Annotated in this window: 12 protein-coding genes; 8 read left to right on the top strand and 4 right to left on the bottom strand. The window is 60.5% G+C overall.

Annotated elements, in window-relative coordinates:
• Nucleotides 1-240, bottom strand: a 240-nt coding sequence (locus K9B33_RS21940) for a hypothetical protein (RefSeq protein WP_224551244.1), incomplete at its 3' end; no start/stop codon positions are given.
• 58 nt (nucleotides 241-298) lie between these two features.
• Here K9B33_RS21940 and K9B33_RS21945 point away from each other — a divergent pair.
• Nucleotides 299-3,559: a DEAD/DEAH box helicase gene (locus tag K9B33_RS21945; RefSeq protein ID WP_224551245.1), complete on the top strand. Its 3,261-nt coding sequence runs from the start codon at nucleotides 299-301 to the stop codon at nucleotides 3,557-3,559.
• A gap of 49 nt (nucleotides 3,560-3,608) precedes the next feature.
• Nucleotides 3,609-3,809: a hypothetical protein gene (locus K9B33_RS21950; protein ID WP_224551246.1), complete on the top strand. Its 201-nt coding sequence runs from the start codon at nucleotides 3,609-3,611 to the stop codon at nucleotides 3,807-3,809.
• Nucleotides 3,810-4,568: 759 nt separating this feature from the next.
• On the opposite strand, the gene K9B33_RS21955 is transcribed toward K9B33_RS21950, so the two are convergent.
• Complete coding sequence (locus tag K9B33_RS21955; protein WP_224551247.1) at nucleotides 4,569-5,327, bottom strand: SIMPL domain-containing protein; 759 nt, start codon at nucleotides 5,325-5,327, stop codon at nucleotides 4,569-4,571.
• A 119-nt stretch (nucleotides 5,328-5,446) separates the two neighbouring features.
• Between K9B33_RS21955 and K9B33_RS21960 the strand changes: the two genes are divergently transcribed.
• The 5 genes from K9B33_RS21960 (at nucleotide 5,447) to K9B33_RS21980 (ending at nucleotide 11,661) form a co-directional block, all read left to right on the top strand.
• Nucleotides 5,447-7,726, top strand: coding sequence for a TonB-dependent receptor (locus tag K9B33_RS21960; protein WP_224551248.1), 2,280 nt, complete (start codon nucleotides 5,447-5,449; stop codon nucleotides 7,724-7,726).
• Nucleotides 7,726-8,313 carry a hypothetical protein gene (locus K9B33_RS21965; RefSeq protein WP_224551249.1) on the top strand — a complete coding sequence of 196 codons (588 nt, stop codon included), beginning with the start codon at nucleotides 7,726-7,728 and terminating at the stop codon, nucleotides 8,311-8,313. The genes K9B33_RS21960 and K9B33_RS21965 overlap by 1 nt, the downstream gene beginning before the upstream one ends.
• Nucleotides 8,310-9,815 (top strand): PepSY-associated TM helix domain-containing protein, encoded by a 1,506-nt coding sequence (locus K9B33_RS21970; RefSeq protein WP_224551250.1) that lies wholly within the window; start codon nucleotides 8,310-8,312, stop codon nucleotides 9,813-9,815. Before K9B33_RS21965 ends, K9B33_RS21970 begins: the two co-directional genes overlap by 4 nt.
• A gap of 23 nt (nucleotides 9,816-9,838) precedes the next feature.
• The gene (locus K9B33_RS21975) at nucleotides 9,839-10,852 is read left to right on the top strand and encodes a pyridoxamine 5'-phosphate oxidase family protein (RefSeq protein WP_224551251.1); all 1,014 of its coding nucleotides are present in this window, start codon (nucleotides 9,839-9,841) and stop codon (nucleotides 10,850-10,852) included.
• Nucleotides 10,853-11,094: 242 nt separating this feature from the next.
• Entirely contained in the window at nucleotides 11,095-11,661 is a 567-nt protein-coding gene (locus K9B33_RS21980) for a hypothetical protein (protein ID WP_224551252.1), read from the top strand.
• A 251-nt stretch (nucleotides 11,662-11,912) separates the two neighbouring features.
• On the opposite strand, the gene K9B33_RS21985 is transcribed toward K9B33_RS21980, so the two are convergent.
• On the bottom strand, nucleotides 11,913-12,023 hold the full coding sequence (locus K9B33_RS21985) for a helix-turn-helix domain-containing protein (protein WP_224551253.1): 111 nt from the start codon (nucleotides 12,021-12,023) through the stop codon (nucleotides 11,913-11,915).
• Nucleotides 12,024-12,142: 119 nt separating this feature from the next.
• Nucleotides 12,143-13,231: a hypothetical protein gene (locus K9B33_RS21990; protein WP_224551254.1), complete on the bottom strand. Its 1,089-nt coding sequence runs from the start codon at nucleotides 13,229-13,231 to the stop codon at nucleotides 12,143-12,145.
• Nucleotides 13,232-13,387: 156 nt separating this feature from the next.
• On the opposite strand from K9B33_RS21990, the gene K9B33_RS21995 reads away from it, so the two are divergent.
• Entirely contained in the window at nucleotides 13,388-14,287 is a 900-nt protein-coding gene (locus K9B33_RS21995) for a LysR family transcriptional regulator (protein WP_224551255.1), read from the top strand.
• The last annotated feature ends 442 nt before the right edge of the window (nucleotides 14,288-14,729 follow it).

Below are 14,729 nucleotides of genomic sequence, written 5' to 3' on the forward strand. Positions count from 1 at the left end.
ACCGTACCGATCGCTGCGCTTCATCGCGGACATATCAACGGCTATGTTGAGGGCGCTGTTCAAGAAATTAGACCACGCTCCTGCGATCATAGTCTCCATATGGCGTGGCCATATAGCGCCTCCTGCCGGATGCGCGGTCCCTTGATCAGACCCGACATCATCGGCAATGCTGTGTGCGATGATACCGCCGATAACCTCGACATTGATCACAAACGCCGTCCAGACCAAGAATATGGTCACGGCGGGCTATGCCTACTGGCAGCAAGGCCGTGTGAGCGACCTTGCGATTGACACGGACATGGCGCTGATCATCGCCGCCGTCACGGGCAGTGCCAAACACCCGTATGAGGTTACGATTGCCTTCGCGGATTTGGATGGCGAAGACGAAGAACCCTTGATCGAATGCACCTGCCCGGTCGGCTTCGATTGCAAGCATGGTGCCGCCGTGCTGTTTGCCGCACAAGCACGCGCTGCGTCAGACGCTGACGGACGATCGGGTGCGGTGCAGCCTCGCATAGTGCCTAACGCGGCTTCAAAGCCGCCTCCACTGCCCGCGCCCTTGCAGCAATGGTTGAACGAAACCCAGGCCGAAGCAACCGTGCGCGCACGCGGCACTTTCGATCTGGCCTACGTCTTTTCGCCACGCGCCCTGCACGACGGCAAGAGCCGCAAGGGCAAGGCGTTGCCAATATCGGGACAGATTCTGCCGCAGCGTCTGGCCATTGCGACCTGGATAATGGGGCAGAGCGGCAGCGGCCAGACCGGATGGCAGCAACCCAATGCCTATCAGTTGCGCGGCGGCCAGATGCCACTGGATCCGGTCGATCAATGGTTGGTGCGCCGGATGGATCCTTATACCGGCGATCTCGACACGCACACCTCGCCCAAAGGGCTGGCGGGAAGCGATTGGGTCGAAAAGGCGATCGCGACTGGCCGGGCACGGTGGCGAAAGGCCGATGGTCCTACCTTGCATTGGGGCGAAGACCAGACGGTGAGATGGTGCTGGACGAGCCTTACAAACGGCGAACAACGCCCATCACTGGAGGGCTTGACCGAAGGGCAACTGCTTTTCGCAACGGCACCACCCGTCATTATCGACGACGCCACCGGAACTATGCACCGCGTGACCGGCATCACCGATCCTGCGCTAGCCCAGCGCGTGTTGCTGATCCCCCCGGTGCCGCCCGATGCCGTAGCGCAATTAGCAATCCATTGGGAAAACATCGCTGGTGCTGACGTACCCGCACCAACGCTCACGGGCCTCAAGGACTTGGGCGCCATACACCCGGTGCCGGTGCTGACTTTCGTTCAAGACAAGGTCGATGCCATCATGCCGCGTCGGCACGGCTATCAGGCATCGCCCACTTACAAGGCTGATATGGCCTGCGCGCGGATCAGCTTTGATTATGCGGGATACCGCGTGACGCCGAACGCAAATGCAGCAGAGATCATAGCCAACAGCGATGCTGGCTTTATCCGTTTCAGACGCGACCTTGCGGCAGAGACCCGGGCGCTCGACCAGATGTTTGCGCATGGCCTCATCCCGTTGGATGGCTTTCGAGAGCTGAAGACCAAACCTACGCTGCAATGGGATTTTGCCCCGGTCGCGTTGGCCAAAGCCACCGATTTCGCGCTGTTCATGCACACCGCGCTGCCAACGTTGCGCACCGACGGTTGGCGCATCGAATATGGCTCCAGGTGGCAGCTCACCATCACCGAGGTTGGCGGTGAAGACGTGCAGTTCGATGTCACGACATCGGGTATGGATTGGTTCGATATCAGCCTTGGTGCCCGGATTGATGGGCAAGTCGTCGACATCCTGCCCATATTGCGACAGCTACTGGCGCACTTCGGCCCGCAATTGCTGAACCAGGCTGGGGACAGTATCACCGTCGCGATTCGCCCGGGCAAGCTGGCGCAATTGCCTATCGAACAGATCAGGCCCGTGCTGGCGATGCTACTCGAGCTGGCCCTCCACGATCGTGAGGCATCAGGAAAATTGCGCCTGCCGCGTAGCGATATCGCCGTGCTGGCCGATCTCGAAGCGGCGAGCGCAGGCCGCATTGACTGGCGCGGCAGTGATGACTTGCGCAAACTTGCCCGCGCCCTCGCCCGCATCGATCTGCAGCCGACCGTAACGCCGACGAGCTTTAAAGCGGAGCTCCGCCCCTATCAGCAGCACGGTTTGGACTGGCTGCAAGTGCTCCACAGCGCTGGATTTGGCGGCGTGCTGGCGGACGACATGGGGCTTGGCAAGACTGTCCAGGCCCTGGCGCACATCGCTACGCTGAAAGCTGCGGGAAAGCTGGAGGACCCGGCGCTGATCATCTGCCCGACCTCGGTGCTGCCCAACTGGCAGGCAGAAATTGCCCGCTTTGTTCCCGAACTGCGCAGCGTTCTCTGGCACGGCAATGACCGGCACAACCTGCATGACCAGTTCGGTAACGCCGACATCATCGTTTCGAGTTACCCCCTGTTGGTGCGCGACACCGCGCAGTTTGCCGCCCAAACGTTGTCACTCATCCTGTTTGATGAAGCCCAGACGCTCAAGAACCCAAAAACAGCCGGCTTCAAGGCGGCAAAGGCGCTGAAAGCAGGACAGATTATCGCCTTGTCGGGCACGCCGGTAGAAAACCAGCTGACCGACCTGTGGAGCTTGACTGACCTCGTCACGCCTGGCTTGCTCGGCTCACTTGACGAGTTCAAACGCGTGCTCGACCGTCCGATCTCCCGGGATGATGATCCTGCCGCCAAAGCAATGCTCCGACGCCGCCTCCGGCCCTTCATGCTGCGCCGGACCAAAGATAAAGTTGCCGGCGACCTGCCCGACAAGACGGAAATTCCGGAGTGGGTCGACCTCGAAAAGAACCAGCTGGCCGCTTACGAAAGTTTGCGCCTGCTTATGCACAAGCGGGTGCGCGACGAGATTGCCCGCGTCGGTCTGTTGCGCTCGCAGATCGTCTTCCTCGATGCCTTGCTCAAGCTGCGGCAACTGTGCTGCGATCCGCGCCTTCTACCGCAAACGAACGGCAACGGCATGGACAAGGCCGTCGGCTCGGCAAAGCTCGCCAGGCTGATGGAGATGCTGCCAGAACTGCTGCGCCAAGGGCGACGGATCATCCTGTTCAGCCAATTCACGTCCATGCTAGACCTGATCAAGCCCGAACTCGACGCGCTGGCCATAACTTATGTTGAAATCCGCGGTGCGACGCAGGATCGCAACACTCCTGTGCGCAAATTTCAGGCCGGCGAAGCTCACGTCATCCTCATAAGCCTCAAGGCTGGGGGAAGCGGTTTGAACCTTACCGCTGCTGACACAGTGATCTTGTACGATCCCTGGTGGAATCCAGCGGTCGAAGCGCAGGCCATCGACCGTGCGCACCGGATTGGCCAAACTAGGCCCGTCTTTGTCCACCGCCTAATCGCCAAAGGCACGATCGAGGAGAAGATACTCGGCCTTCAGGACAAAAAGCGAGCGCTTGCCGCTATGCTCTGGGAGGGTGACAGTGCAATCCGGGCCAAGTTGACCGAGGCCGACATCGCATACCTGCTTGGGTAACGCGTGAACGCAATGTATCTGGCAAAGATGCTTTTGAGGCCCCAAGTATTTGGAAGCCTACGTCAGCGATCGAATTTTCGATCCGCAGCGGACTACCAAGTCGCTAATGACTGATGCGGGTGACCTCGCCCCCACGACCGGTCTCGGCGACGCTGCCATTCAGGACGATGTGCGCGTGCGCAACCCTGAAACGCAGGAGCGGCTGCGAGAGTTGGTCGATGTCATCAACAAGGTCGAACGACGTTTTTGATCGGCGCTGGTGGCTTATGGTTGGTTTCTTTCAGAACTTCTGCCAAGCTTTTCCTTATAGACTGCGACGCTGATCTCTCTCGTTTTGACGGACACCGATAATAGCCTCCGCGGAGCCAGGAGGTGTTAGTAGGACGAAACGTCGTTTCACCGACGAGTTCAAGCGCGGACGCGGTGGCGCTGAGCAAAGGTTCGACGCGGCAATTGTCGACGTCAATCTGGGAGGAGAAAAAGCTACCCGGTTGCTGATGCGCTGGCACAGCTTGGCATCCCTTTCGTTTTCTCGACAGGCTATAGTGACCATGGCGATCGTGCCGACCTTGAAGACCGCCCAGTGCTCAGAAAGCCTTATACTCGCGCGGCTCTGTTCGCTGCATTTGAACGGATGCTGCCCGACGAGCCGTTGCCGGTGGCGGCATAGCGCAGGCGGAAATAAGGTGGTCGAATGTCGCGAGGCCGCTTTAACCTTGGTAGAGTGGCCCGCCCCGGCTTCACTGGAGGCGGGCGCTTTTGAGTTCACGTATTCCTTGTGGCGGCAATGTCCATCTTCCTAAAGTTCGGTCGTCCCCCGGTGAGAGAGGAACGGCCGAATCTGGTCGACGACCAACTGAACGCTCTCGTGAAAACGTTTCAGACCGAACGCTTTTAGCTTCGGGTTGGGCGGTTCGAGCTTTGGGCACTGTTGCGATGGCCGGCCATGGCGCCCGGCACGGACGTTGCACCCCTCGATCCCACTGACCGGGACGACGCCAGCTGATAATCAGGGTTGAATTGCGTAGATCACCTGCACGCGGACCTGCGTTTCGATCGCGCGGGGCTTCAGTCCGATCGCAACCGGCGGCGGTGGGGGTGGAGGCGGCGGCGGCGAGCTGACCCGCGCTGCCGCGACGACGATCTCGTCATACGGGCCTGGGCCGTTGAAGCTGAGGTTGGAGACGCTTAGGACGCCGCCGAGCCTGACACCGGAGGCGCGCGCGATGGCTTCAGCCTGAAGTTTTGCTTCGGCCACCGCTTCCGTGATCCCGCGCCGCCTTATCTCCTTGTCCTCGGCGAGGAAGTAGCGGTCGATGCGGGGGTTGGTCGCACCGAGACGGCCAGCAAGCGACACCATTGTGCCGGCCTCGTTCACTGCCGCGGTGCGGACCTCCACCTGAAGATCGGCGGTATAGCCAATGATCGCGCATTCGCCGGTCGACAGGCGCGGATTGCCGTAGGTGTTGCGATTGCAGTCACGCCCGCGCACCTCGGCGATACCGACTTGGGCGGCACGTATATCGGGTCGGGCAGAGATGCCTGCCAGTCCCTTCTCGATCGCGTCCCGTTTCGCCACCATGTCGCGCACGGCCTCGTCGCTGGTCGTGCCCTCGCCATGAACGGAGAAGCTAACGACGGCACGGTCGGGCGGGCTCGGGATCGTCGCAGCACTATTGACGACGATTCGGGGACGCTGTTCCTCGCCGGATTGCGCGATTGCGGCGCACGGCCAGAAGATGGGGAGAAAAATGGCAAAGCGGCGCATGGGAATCTCCAGAGAGGGAACCGCCAGCCTAGCCGACAGCACGCCAGGTGCAATAAATCATTTGATATTGACTCGCAATAGTATCCCTTTAAACGGTCAAGCAAATTGGGGGAAACATTGTGCGCGTTTTATATCTGGCTGCCTGCAGCCTGTTCGCAATTCAAGCCGCAAGTCCGGCCTTCGCTCAGGCCCCTGCTGGCGAGGCTGAGGGGAATGCCGACACAATCATCGTCACGGGTGAAAAGGCCAATCGCTCGCTTCAGGATACGTTGACGAGCGTCGCAGTGACGACGCCAAAGCGTATGGAGCAGGAAAACCTCATCACCATTCAGGATGTGTTCCAGCGGACCGCCAACGTCACCGAGACCTATGGCGTCTCCGGCTTTACCATCCGTGGCATCGCGAACCGCGGTATCACAGGCGGAGAAGGGGCGGCGCTCGCCACCATCTTCGTCGATGGAGCTGCGCTGCCCTCAGCCATCGTCCAGGCGGCACCCACTGATATGTGGGATGTCGAGCAGGTCGAGATTTTGCGCGGGCCGCAATCGACGTTGCAGGGGCTGAACGCGCTGGCCGGCGCGGTCATCCTGCGCACGGCCGAACCGACGATGGACTGGTCGTTGCGCGCGCGTGCCCAGTATAGCAGTGGCGACGACCGGCAGTTCGCGGTCGCCGCTGGCGGACCGATAGTGCCGGGCGAACTGGCTTTCCGGGTCTCCGCCGAAAAGCGTGACGCGGACGGCTTCACCTGGAACCCAACACGCCGCACACATGAAAATCCGCTGGATTCGACCAATGTCCGTGCCAAGCTGCTCTGGACGCCCAGTGCTCTCACCGGATTCGAAGCGCGGGTCGGCTATACCCATTATGATCGTTATGGCGGCTACAGCTTCAGCTATGTCGACACGACTACGCCCGACTTCTTCGACCGTCGGCGTAATTTTTCCAATGTCCCCAATGACAGCGATTCCAATACCGACATCGGCACCTTGGACCTGCGCTATGATTTCGGCGGTGATCTCAGCCTGACGGCGATCAGCGCCTATAATGATGTCGGCGAGACCAACAATTACGACAACGACCTGACTGCCGCCGACAGCGGCCAGTATGTCCAGCGCAACCACTTCAAGACCTTCTCGCAGGAATTGCGGTTGAATTACGACGGGGACAGGCTGAGCGGTCTCCTCGGCGCCTTCTATTATAACCGCAGGAACAGCATCAACACGACCAGCGAGACGGGCGTCCCGACGCCTCTCGGCACGATCGCCGCGCTGCTCCAGTCGAACGGCATCGATGCGGCGACCGCGCAATATGTCGCCAATCTTTATGGTGCGGCTTTACCCCAAATTCCCGTCGATTTCGCGTCGCAGGGTGCGGGCAAGGTCCGCACCTATGCCCTGTTTGGGGACGCGCGGTTCAAACTGACCGACCGGCTCTCGCTGCTCGGCGGCTTCCGCTACGACCGCGAAACCAACAGTATCGCAGTTGCGCAGCAAACAGAATTTGCCGGCACCTATCCTGACCCGCTGGCCTTTGGTCCGGCAGGATCGCCTCTCTGGTTTGCGGTCATGGGCATCAATGCAGGGGTCGAGGGCATCGTTTCCGATGCGACCGGCGGTGCGGTTGCGATCAACCGCACCTTCAAGGCTTTCCTGCCCAAGGCCGGGATCGAGATGGCATGGACGCCGGACATCAAGACCGCCTTCACCGCTCAACGCGGCTATCGGTCAGGCGGGTCGAGCAGCAACCTGGCCCGGTCAGCGACCTTTGCCTATGATCCCGAATTCACCTGGAATTATGAACTATCGTTCCGCTCGGCCTGGTTGGACGGTGCGCTGACGCTCAATGCCAACGCCTTCTATGTCGACTGGAAGGATCAGCAGGTGTCGGCCAATTTCGGCCTCAACGTCTATGACACCAATGTCGTCAACGCCGGTAAGTCGCATCTCTATGGCTTTGAGGTGGAGACGGCGCAGCGCGTCAGTCCGGCCTTCGACTGGTATGCCTCCGTCGGCTATACCAAGACCAAGTTCGACGAATTTTCGACGACGTTGGGCAGCGTGACCGACTATGCCGGGCTGGAATTTGCCCATGCGCCGCACTGGACCTTGTCGGCAGGCATTAATGCGCGCCCGGTCGAACATGTCAGCCTGAACGTCAACGCCAGCCATCGCAGCGCCGTATTCTCCGAAATCAGCATCCCACAGTCGGAAACGCGGCTGGATGCCCGCACGCTGGTGAACGCGCGCATCGCCTATGAAGCGGATCACTGGACGGTTTCCGCCTTTGCCTCCAATCTCTTCGACGAACAATATTTCCAATATACCGTCGACGGTCTGGGTCGCGGCGTGCTGGGTAATCCCCGCGTACTAGGCGTATCTCTGGAGACGAATTGGTAATGATGACGCTCGCCGCCTGTCTCCCCATGCTGGCGGGCGGGGCGTTCGGCGCCTGGGCCTTGCGCCGGGCGTGGCGTTCCCCGGCTGAAAAGGGCGCTGGCTATCGGGCCGTCGGCTGGGCGGCGATGGTCGCGACTTTGGTCTGGCCGGCCTTCCTGCTAGGCGACACGCGCGGGCCGTTCATAGCGCTGGCCATGTTGTCGGTAGCCGCGCTTGCGGTGGTCGCGAGTGGAGCGACGGTCCGTCCGGCCAAGGCCCGGAGGTCAGATCGCGCCGGGCGCGCATCGGACAGCCTAGCGCCCGAACCATCGGACAGGCCGACGACCCGCTGGCGCAACATATTGCGCTGGCTGCTGGCCGGCCCGATCGGCATGATCGCCGCCATGGCGATGGGCATATGCTATGCCGTCTGGGTGCCCGGCGAGGCGCAGACGCGGCTGCTGATCGGCGCGTTGATCGTGCCAGTCGCCTGGGGTGGCGCCATGGCCTGGACCTTGGCAGACAATCGTATCCTTCGCGCGACGGCGGTTCTGGTCGGCACCGCACTCACTGGCTTTGGCCTGGCCATATTGAAGGGGTTCGCATGACTGCGGCCGCCAAGCGCAAGCCATTCCTGTCGCGCGTACCCGCCGATTTCGTGCGCGCGGTGCTGAAGGGGCATAGTTCGCTCGGCCTCGCCTTTGCCTCGATCATCTATCTGGTCTGCCTGACGGGCAGCATCGCGGTGTTCGCCCATGAATTTCAGCGGTGGGAAACAGCCGGCGCGCCGCGCCTGACCACCGTATCACCCGACGCCGTCCAGCACGCGCTGGAGGCGGCGATCGCGCGGGTCGGCGGCGGCGTGGAACATGGCTATATCAACCTGCCCACGCCCGATCTGCCGCAGGCCAGCATCAGCGTCGAGAAGGACCATGTGCATCATGGCTGGATCTTCGACGCGGCCGGCAATCTGGTTGCGCCCGGTGACGCGCCGTTCAGCGAATTCCTCACGCGGCTGCACATCAACCTGCACATTCCGGGCAGTTGGGGCATCTTCATCGTCGGCCTGACCGGCGTTGCCCTGCTGTCCTCGCTTATTTCCGGCCTGCTCGCTCATCCCCGCATCTTCAGGGACGCCTTTCACCTCCGTCTGGGGGGCTCCCGCCGCTTGCAGGAGGCCGATCTGCACAACCGCATTGGCATCTGGGCCTTGCCTTTCCATGTCATCGTCTCGTTGACCGGCGCGCTGCTGGGCCTCACCACCATCATCGTCGGCGTGCTGGGCATGGCCCTGTTTCAGGGGGACACGGCCAAAGTCTATGCCCTGTTCATCCCACAGGCGCCCAAGGACGATCCGCGCCCCGCACCGATCATCGACCTGCGCCCGATGTTCCCGGCCGTCGATCGCGCGACGCCGGGCGGTCGCATTGACCTCATCCTGCTGGAGCATCCCGCCGAAATGGGCGGCGCCGCGATGTTCAACGTACAACGCGACGACACGCGTCTCGCCAATTACGACGCCTATGCCTTCGATCGTGCGGGCAAGCTGTATCACAGCGCCCGTTCGGCGGAAAATAATCTGGGCGAACGGATATTGGGGGCGATCGGCAAGTTGCATTTCGGCTGGTTCGGCGGCGGCATGGTGAAGGTCGCCTATGCGGTCCTTGGGCTTGGCCTCACCTATCTGGCGGCGGGCGGCGTGACCATCTGGCTCGCCCGGCGACGCGACAAGCGCAATCCCGCGCCTGGCCTTGAACGGCTATGGGCCGCGACCATCTGGAGCCAGCCGGTCGCCCTTGCCACCACGGCGCTTGCAACGGCGGCGCTGGGCGGAATGGTCAGCAAGCAGGCGCTGATCGTGACATGGGCCGCCGTGACGCTGGTCATCCTCTTCTCTGCCCTGCGGATCGAGGCGGCGACTCTGTCGCTATGGCTGAAGCGGGCTGCCGGCGTGCTGCTGATCGCCACCGCGCTGGTCCATTTTATGCGCTTCCTGCCCGCTGATCCGGTCGTCTGGTCGGTTGATGTCGGGCTGCTGGCGTGCGGCGCTGTGCTGTTGTGGTTGGCGCGTGATGCCGCCGCGCAGCCGGTGCCGGTCCCCGCGGCATGACTGGCGACCTCCCCTACGGAGACGTGATCGATAGTGTGGCGAAGCTGGAGGCCGTCACGGGCTGCACGCCGCCCGCCATGCATCTCAAGGTCATCGACCATCTGGACGAGGGCGCGTTGCGATGGCTCGCCCACTCGCCGCTGGCGTTCGTCGGTCTGGGTTCCGGTCTGGACGCCGCCAACGCCAGCGTCATTGCGACTATCGGCGGTGGTGCACCGGGCTTTGTATCGGGTGACACCCGGCGGTTGCGCATCCCGCTGGCATCGTTGGATCATGCCAAGCCCCTAGCGGTCGGCGCGTCGTTCGGATCGCTGTTCCTGATCCCCGGTATCCGGGAGGCATTGCGCATCAATGGCTGGGTGGAAGCGGTGGATTCCGACCATCTGCATGTCGTTGTGGAGGAATGCTACGGCCATTGCGCGAAGGCCATCATCCGCTCGGATCTGTGGGCGGTGCAGCCCTGCGACGTACCGACGGACCTTGCCGCCTTTGTAGCAGCGAGCCGTTTTCTGGCGCTGGCCACGGTTAGCGCGGGCGGCCAGGCGGATCTCAGTCCGAAGGGCGACCCCGCCGGCTGCATGGCCATGCTCGACGGCGACCGGCTATGGTTTGCCGATCGTCCAGGCAACCGCCGCGTCGACAGCTTTCGCAACATCGTGGAGCAGGCGCAGACCGGGATCGTTCTGCTGGTGCCCGGCGCCACCCATGCAATGACGGCACAGGGGGCCGCCCGTCTGACGACCGATTTGACGATCCGCGAGCGCTTCGCCACGCAGGGCAAGACGCCGCTACTGGCGATCGAGCTATCCGTCGAAACCATGGCGTTCCACGCCAGCCGCGCACTGGAACGTGCATCCCCATGGCCCGTGCGCCAGACCAGCGACATTGACTCCACCAAATTGTTCATGGGCCATATCAAGCTCAACAAGGGCGGAGGCGTTGGCGCGATGCTCGCGCGCGCAAGCCTCTCGGTACCCGGTATGACGGGGCTGCTCAAGAAGGGGCTGGAGAAGGATTATAAGGACAATCTCTACTGACCCTGGCTGGCGTCGGAATTTGCCGGCATTTGGCAGCGGAAAAGGCCTGTTTGTCGCCATGTCGCCCGTTTCTTAACTAGATCCCGATACGACCTCGAACGAAAGTGCGTAGGTGAAACGGTATGAAAGATCGGGGCTGCAAAATGGTGTCGCGGCGCATGTCGCTTGGTCTGTTAGTCGGGGGCGCGGCAACGATGCTATCAGGGTGCAGCTTCGGTGATAGATCATCTTATAAGTTTCGGATGACGGTCGAAGTGAAAACACCGCAAGGTTTAAAATCAGGCTCCTCTGTGCTTCAGGTAGAAGTATGGCGAGGCATACCTATTGGCGATAGCAGTGGTTTAAATTCCAGCGTGTCTGGCGAGGCCGTGGCGATCGAATTGAAAGACACGCTATTATTTGTTCTTCTGCAAATGCCCAATGCAGGGCCGCCGCTCCAAGCCGTCGTGCCTCATGCTTTGCTTGGCCGACGTTCTCATAATCCCGATGGAGTTATGTCGGATACCGCCGTGCTGAGAAGCAACTTCGACGGAAAAATGAAGGCCGATCTGCCGCGCACGGATTGGCCAATGATGGTTCGGTTCCGCAACATTAATGACCCCACAACTGTGGAGTTGGTTGATCCTGCTGCCATCGGCGTAAGCCGGGTTGCGGTTGAAACCACCAGTGATGCCGTAACCACAGGGATTGAAAAGAAACTACCATGGCTGCCGAAAATCTATCAAATGGATATTGGGCCAGAATTTCGCCCCACTGGTATTCCAGTAGGTGATTTCAAAAGGCTATTTTCGACGCAGTTGGATAATTAGTGACGACGGCAATCACATGAATCTCATTCAGCCACCACGCGATTCCGCCGAAAATCCGTTGCACACGGTATTTCGCGGTCAGGTTGCCCCTTGAATTGTTCGAGAATCACTGTCGGATTGAGAAAGCGTCCGACAATGCCAGTCGAGGGGTTTTCCGTCATGGTTTCGGTATCGGACCGCCAGGGAGTGATCCCCACCGCCCAGAATTCATGTGATTTCCCATATCTGCGTCGCAGCACCTGTGTAGCGATTTACCGCGCGAACAACCGATAGCGGGAAGGCGGTACGCCGAAATGCCGGGTGAAGGCGGTGGCGAAATGGCTCGGGGTTGCGAAACCAACCGAAAGGGCAATCTCCGTCACTGTCTCTCATCATCATGGTGCCTGTCGGTGGCGGTTCATCGCTCTAGCGTGAGGCAGAGGGATCGACCGACAGGCCATCGGGTTGAGAGCAATATAAGACTTCTTGAGCTTGCTATAGGTTACTTTTTATCGACGTGCTCGCTCACCCACTTGATGATGAGATCGGCGACTTCGAGGTTGTTCTTGTCCTGCATGAACATGTGACTGTTGCCTTTCATGCCGACGTCCGGAAGCGAGATGAACGTCATGTCACCACCCGCAGCTTTGATTTGGTCCATCTCTTTGACGCAGGCCGCATAGGGGGGGTCGCCGAGATAATCGCCAACCATCACCAGGATCGGAACCTTGGCCAGGGTCTTCACCTGATCGTCGGTCAGGTTGGAAAAGCAGCCGGTTTCGAGCTGGATGATTCCCTTGATGCCACCCTTCGCCTTCAGGACGGCCTGCGTTGGGAAGCCGGCAGATTGAGAATGGCCGACCAGAATGGCTCCGCCGAGCTCGTGCGCCAGGTCTGCAAAATTATCGACTGTCGGGTTCTTGGTTTCCGGCGAGATCAGTTCGTCCAGAAGGCTCGGCACCTGCCTCTCGAACATATCGGGAATGACCTGCTTGTAGAACTCACCGACATGATCCAGCGGAAATTGCTGAACGGGGTATGCCTCGTCCATCTTCGGCCCGAAGCGGAAGACTTTCCAGGCCATGTTCGAGGTGCCCAGATAGACGCGGGGCTGTTCGGAGGGCGCGATCTTTCCGTCACGTACCTGGTTGAAGATCGTCGCGTTGAAGCCCGAGCGCGCCCGGCCCGTCTGCTCGGCCATATAGGTCGGGAAGCCCTGGTGTGTGAAGTATTCGTACCAGCCCGTGCGGCCGTCCGGCGTCGTTTCCCATTGCTTGGAGGACAGCAGCCCGCCGTGCATGAAGACGATCGGGGTGTGCGTTGGTTTCGGGGGCGTCTGGAACTGGACGTACATCTGGTCGACCAAGACCTTTCCGGCCTCGAAAGACTCCCCGAATATTGCTTTCATATCGCTCCAGCCGGCGTTCTCGGTCTCGACCGTCCTTCCGCCAACGAAGAAGCTGCCCTGGCTTTGAAGAACGAGCGGTTCCGGAGACGACTTGAGATCGGAGAGTGCTTGTGCCGAGGCGCTCGCAGACGCAAAAATGAGTGTGATGAAGGCAGCGCTCCGCATCAAAGACAGCGTATTCATAAATATCCTTTGTGTGACTGTGTCTGGTTGTCTCAGCAAGAGGACGCGACTGGAATGGTGCGATATTGCACATCCTCTTCTTATAATCGTATATGATCCAAGCCTGATCTGCATTAAACTGGCGATGTTCGCACAACAGATGTGAGAAAACGCACCATGGATCACTGGGATGAAGTCCGCATGTTTCTGGCTGTCGCAGAAGGCGGCACGGTGCGCGCGGCCGCGGACACACTTGCCGTCAATCACGCTACGATCATCCGGGGCATCGGGCGTCTGGAAAAGAAGCTCAAGACGAAGCTGTTTGACAAGCTACCGTCCGGATACCGACTGACGGATGCGGGAACCGACATCGTCGAGCTGGCCGGACAGATGTCGACGGCGTCGTCTCAAATAGAGGCGAAGATTTTCGGGCGTGACCAGAGCGTATCAGGACCTTTGAGGCTCACGCTCCCCGTTTCGTTTGCGACCGACCTGTTGATGCCGACACTGGTTGAGTTCCGGGCTGCTTATCCCGATATCGCGCTGGAAATCATCGGCTCGGTATCGGTGATCAATCTCGGCAACCGGGAGGCGGACGTTGCCTTGCGCGTTGTCGTTGGCGACGGAACTCCGCCAGACAATCTCTACGGTACAAGGCTCTGCGAATTTCATACAGGATTCTACGTCCATCGAAATCTGCTGACAGCCCACTCAACCCCCGCCGCTTGGCTGTTGGGAACCAACGAGGTCGTTCCGTCGGACTGGCATCCAGAAGGCGGGATCAGGATGACGACCACTCCGATCCGATTTGCAGAGATGCGATCGCAGTTCGAAGCCGCCCGCGCGGGCATGGGGATTACGGTCTTGCCGTGTTTTCTGGGCGACGCCGATCCCATGCTTGCCCGCGTGCCAGGAAGTCCGGTCACACGCGCCGGCGACATATGGTTGCTGACACATGGCGACGCGCGGCAAACAAAGCGCGTGCGGCTCCTTTGTGATCACATCCGCACCGCGATGCAAGGTTTCGCTGGAAGAATGACGGGACGGATCGAAAGTGGCGAATGCGAGCTTCTTTAATGGCAGCAGGCATGAACGCTTCGGCGGTCTGTGAAATTCCTCGCGCTGACCTTCAATGTGATGGTCCGCTGAAAAGATGTGGCTCGAGCAGCTTCTGTAGGAAAGCGTCATTCTGACGATCACCTTGCTTCCGTGTGTCAGCAAGCGGAGGATTGATACGGCATTTGCGTAGCCATCGCGCGGAATATCGCACGATAGCGTAGAATCGGCGGGGCTGGCGGGCCGCGCCCGACGATGATGAGCACTACGTCTACGCTGTAGCCCTCCAATACCGCACAATGCGCCAACCCGACCAACCATCGCATCGCACTTTTCACCTTATGCGTCCTGCGCCAGCGGGGCTCCTCATGCACAGCGCTGATCCAGCAGCGCCGACAGCGCATCGGTTGTCTGCGCCGCCTCTCGCGCCGCGGCCCGTAGTTGCGGATCGACCAGCGAAAGA

The sequence above is a fragment of the Sphingobium sp. 3R8 genome, from assembly GCF_020166615.1.
Lineage (GTDB): Bacteria > Pseudomonadota > Alphaproteobacteria > Sphingomonadales > Sphingomonadaceae > Sphingobium > Sphingobium bisphenolicum.

Excerpts from the sequence above, each read along its gene's own strand:
- K9B33_RS21990 (WP_224551254.1), bottom strand. The coding sequence starts at position 13,231 with ATGAATACGCTGTCTTTGATGCGGAGCGCTGCCTTCATCACACTCATT.
- K9B33_RS21970 (WP_224551250.1), top strand. The coding sequence starts at position 8,310 with ATGACTGCGGCCGCCAAGCGCAAGCCATTCCTGTCGCGCGTACCCGCC.
- K9B33_RS21995 (WP_224551255.1), top strand. The coding sequence starts at position 13,388 with ATGGATCACTGGGATGAAGTCCGCATGTTTCTGGCTGTCGCAGAAGGC.
- K9B33_RS21955 (WP_224551247.1), bottom strand. The coding sequence starts at position 5,327 with ATGCGCCGCTTTGCCATTTTTCTCCCCATCTTCTGGCCGTGCGCCGCA.
- K9B33_RS21980 (WP_224551252.1), top strand. The coding sequence starts at position 11,095 with ATGACGGTCGAAGTGAAAACACCGCAAGGTTTAAAATCAGGCTCCTCT.
- K9B33_RS21945 (WP_224551245.1), top strand. The coding sequence starts at position 299 with ATGGCGCTGATCATCGCCGCCGTCACGGGCAGTGCCAAACACCCGTAT.
- K9B33_RS21965 (WP_224551249.1), top strand. The coding sequence starts at position 7,726 with ATGATGACGCTCGCCGCCTGTCTCCCCATGCTGGCGGGCGGGGCGTTC.